Here is a 3,863-nt window from a genome sequence, read left to right as displayed (position 1 = left end):
CTACTCACAGATGTGTAACAGGTTCATTTTCAGATAAAAAAAATGCTGATGATAGAATTAAACTTTTAAAATCAAAAGGCTTTGATAGTTTTGTATTGATAGCATAATATTAAAATCACCATTAAAAAACATTTTAATGGTGATTTTTTTAGTTAGTTAACATGTTAATTAGGATATCTAAAGTACCTTTATTTTTATGTAAAGCATCTACATAATCAGCTACATGTGTTTTAAAGTATTTTATACCTTCGTCTGTAATTCTATACATTTTTTTACTTCTTTTGTTTATGAAATCATCACCGATCCACTTACTTACGACAAGTCCATTTTCTTCCATTGTATATAATGTATCATATACTGTGCTTGAAGATATTGGGAATGGTAGTGGAGCTTTTGAAAATTCTAACTTAAAAGTTTCTAAAACTTTATTTCCAAAGATTTCTTCACCTTTTGATAATTCTTTTAATATATAAAATGTATAAAGTTGTTTTGTATTTACTGTATTTCTTGGAGCAATCATTCTAGTTCTTGAACTCATATAAATCACCTCTTCTTTTAATTATACATATTAAATAAATTAGAGTAAATAATTTATTTTTAATTACACTTGCATAAAATATAGTATTTAATTAGAATTAACATATTAAATAGATTATTTGGAGGATTACAATATGAGTGAAAGATTACAAAAGTATATGGCTAGGTGTGGAGTTGCATCTAGAAGAAAATGTGAAGAGTTAATATCATACGGATATGTTACTGTGAATGGAGAAGTTACAACAGAGCTTGGAACTAAAGTTGAAGTAGGCGTAGATGTTGTTGAGTATAGAGGAAATGAAATATCACTTGAAGAAAAAAAAGTATATATAATGTTAAATAAACCTGAAGGTTACATAACTACTAATAGTGATGAAAAAGGTAGAGTAACAATACTTGATATAGTTAAAGTTGATGAGAGAATATATCCTATTGGAAGACTTGACTGTGAAACATCAGGATTATTACTTTTAACTAATGATGGAGATTTATACAATAAAGTTATACACCCTAGAAAAAATATAAACAAAACATATGAAGCTAAAGTAAGTGGAGCATTTACTGAAGGTGAAATGGAGATGTTTAGAGGTGGTATTGATATTGGTGGATATATTACATCAGATGCAGAGATAGAGCTTATAGAACAAAATTCTACAACTTGCCAAGTAGAGATTAAAATACATGAAGGTAAAAATAGACAAGTTAGAAAAATGTGTGATGTATTTAATCATAATATTATGAAACTAAAAAGAGTAGCTGTTGGTGAATTAAGTCTTGGTGATCTTCAAAAAGGTGAGTGGAGATATTTAGAGCAATCAGAGGTTGATTATTTAAACAGTTTATAATATTTAAGAAGAGGTGTACCATGAGTGTATTTAACTATATAAATAGTTTTAATAATATAATACATAACATAATAGAAAACAATAAAATTGGGGAAAATAGAGTTGCAATAGATGCAACTCTTGGTAATGGATATGATACTGATCTTTTAAAGGAAAAGTTTGAAAAAGTATATAGTTTTGATATACAAAAACAAGCAACAGAGGCTTACTCTAAAAATAATTATACTAATGTAGAAGTTATATTAGATAGTCATGCAAGTTTTGATACTTATATAAAGGAAAAGGTTGATTGTATTGTTTATAACCTAGGATATCTTCCAGGTGCAGATAAGGATATAACAACACTTGTTGAAAGTACAATTATAAGTATAAAAGCAGGACTTGAGCTTTTAGAAACTAATGGTCTTATGTTTATAGCTATGTACCCTGGACACAGTGAAGGTTCAAAAGAGCAAGATGAAATATTAAAACTTGCAAAAACTCTAAATACTAAGCATTATGGAGTACTATACCAAGAGTTCATAAATCGTCCTAATAATCCCCCTTGCTTACTTGTAATAGAGCGAAAGTAAGTCTTGAATCATTAAAGCTAAAGTGATAGAATTGAACTTATGTAATTCAGTTTTGTTTAAGGAAGGAAATTTTTATGGAAAATAGTCAAGATTTAATGAAGGTTATACAAACTAAGTTTCCAAAACTTAGTAAAGGTCAAAAACTTATAGCAGAATATATTCTTACCAATTATGATAAAGCAGCATTTATGACGGCTGCCAAACTTGGTATTAGTGTAGGAGTTAGTGAATCAACAGTTGTTAGATTTGCTATAGAGCTTGGGTTTACTGGATATCCAAAACTTCAAAAGTCATTACAAGAACTTATAAAAAATAAACTTACAACAGTACAAAGATTAGAACTTTCTAGTGATTTTATAAGAGAAGAAAATCCGCTAAAGGGAGTTTTAAAAGCAGATATAGAAAATATAAGAGCAACACTTGAAAAAATAAATCATAGTGATTTTGAACAAATTGTTGATGATATATTTAGAGCTAAAAGAATTTATATTGTAGGACTTAGAAGTTCTATGGCTCTAGCAGAGTTTTTAGGTTTCTATTTAGGTCTTATACTTGATAATGTAAAAGTTGTATCAAGTGGTATGAGTGATATATTTGAGCAGATGATAAATATTGGAGAAGGTGATGTTGTAATAGGAATAGGATTCCCAAGATATGCAACAAAAACTATTGATGCCTTAGCTTTTGCAAAAAGCAGAAATGCTAAAGCAATAGCTATAACAGATAGTTTAATATCTCCACTTGCAACAAATGCAGATTGTACACTTATAGCTCAAAGTAATATGGCTTCATTTGTAGATTCTTTAGTTGCACCACTTAGCATAATAAATGCTTTGGTAATTTCAATTGGTATGAGAGAAAAAGAAAAAATAACTCGTACATTTGAAGACTTAGAAGGAATTTGGAAAGATTATAATGTTTATACTTATAATCGAAATAATATAGAGTATTAACTTTTAAAAATGATGTAAGCTGTTTATATTTTTATAGACAGCTTTAAATTTTGTTAAAAATAAAAAATAAACATAATATAAAGTAATTTATATTGATGATAGGAGATATAAAATGGCTAAAGTAATAGTAATTGGAGCAGGTCCTGCTGGAATGATGTCAGCAATTAGAGCTGCTGAAAATAACCATAGCGTTATTTTACTAGATGGTAATGAAAAGATAGGTAAAAAATTATTTATAACAGGTAAGGGTCGTTGTAATGTAACAAACTCAAAAGATATAAGTGAATTTTTTGATTATATTTATGGAAATCCAAATTTTTTATATAGTGCACTTTACACATATGATAATACAAAGGTAGTTGAATTTTTTGAAAATCAAGGAATAAAGCTAAAAAGTGAACGTGGAGGCAGAATGTTTCCAGAAAGCGACAGATCATCTGACATAATTCTTGGATTTAATAAAAAGTTAAAAGAACTTGGTGTTAATGTTATGTTAAAATCAAAGGTAGCAGGGCTACAAATATCAGATGATAATTACATAGAAAAAGTTATACTCCACGGTGGTAGAGAAGTTAAGGGAGATCACTTTATAGTTTGTACAGGTGGTAAGTCATATCCAAGAACTGGATCAACAGGTGAATTGCATGAAATTTTAAAAGATGCAGGTCATACAGTTACTCCAATGAAACCATCACTTGTGCCAATAGAATTAAATTCAGATAAAATTGCATCACTGCTTGGACTAAGTCTAAAAAATGTATCTTTAAAAGTCATTGATACAACAGGAGAAAAAAATAAACAAGTTTATGAAAAGCAAGGGGAACTTAAATTCACTATATATGGAATAACAGGCCCTTTAACACTTAGAGGAAGTAGATATATAAAAGATGAACATACTTATAAAATATCTATAGATTTAAAACCATCACTTGATATAAAAACTTTAGATGCTAGAG

6 protein-coding genes are annotated in these 3,863 nt (G+C 28.3%); 5 read left to right on the top strand and 1 reads right to left on the bottom strand.

Annotated elements, in window-relative coordinates:
- Positions 1-107: SPOR domain-containing protein (locus tag Q0V15_RS13020; protein ID WP_367173778.1), on the top strand; the 107-nt coding region annotated here is incomplete at its 5' end.
- 41 nt (positions 108-148) lie between these two features.
- On the opposite strand, the gene Q0V15_RS12380 is transcribed toward Q0V15_RS13020, so the two are convergent.
- The gene (locus Q0V15_RS12380) at positions 149-538 is read right to left on the bottom strand and encodes a PadR family transcriptional regulator (RefSeq protein ID WP_297439451.1); all 390 of its coding nucleotides are present in this window, start codon (positions 536-538) and stop codon (positions 149-151) included.
- A 133-nt stretch (positions 539-671) separates the two neighbouring features.
- On the opposite strand from Q0V15_RS12380, the gene Q0V15_RS12375 reads away from it, so the two are divergent.
- The 4 genes from Q0V15_RS12375 to Q0V15_RS12360 form a co-directional block, all read left to right on the top strand.
- The gene (locus Q0V15_RS12375; protein ID WP_297439450.1) at positions 672-1,382 is read left to right on the top strand and encodes a pseudouridine synthase; all 711 of its coding nucleotides are present in this window, start codon (positions 672-674) and stop codon (positions 1,380-1,382) included.
- Positions 1,383-1,402: 20 nt separating this feature from the next.
- A complete protein-coding gene (locus Q0V15_RS12370) occupies positions 1,403-1,954 on the top strand; it encodes a class I SAM-dependent methyltransferase (RefSeq protein WP_297439449.1) in 552 nt (183 codons plus the stop codon).
- 74 nt (positions 1,955-2,028) lie between these two features.
- The gene (locus tag Q0V15_RS12365; protein WP_297439448.1) at positions 2,029-2,907 is read left to right on the top strand and encodes a MurR/RpiR family transcriptional regulator; all 879 of its coding nucleotides are present in this window, start codon (positions 2,029-2,031) and stop codon (positions 2,905-2,907) included.
- A 112-nt stretch (positions 2,908-3,019) separates the two neighbouring features.
- Positions 3,020-3,863 (top strand): aminoacetone oxidase family FAD-binding enzyme (locus Q0V15_RS12360; protein ID WP_297439447.1); only part of this gene is annotated, 844 nt, incomplete at its 3' end.

The organism is uncultured Clostridium sp., from assembly GCF_947036855.1.
In the GTDB taxonomy this organism is placed as follows: domain Bacteria; phylum Bacillota; class Clostridia; order Clostridiales; family Clostridiaceae; genus Sarcina.
The sequence above is the reverse complement of the archived record's forward strand: the minus strand, read 5'-3'. Positions and strand labels throughout refer to the sequence as shown.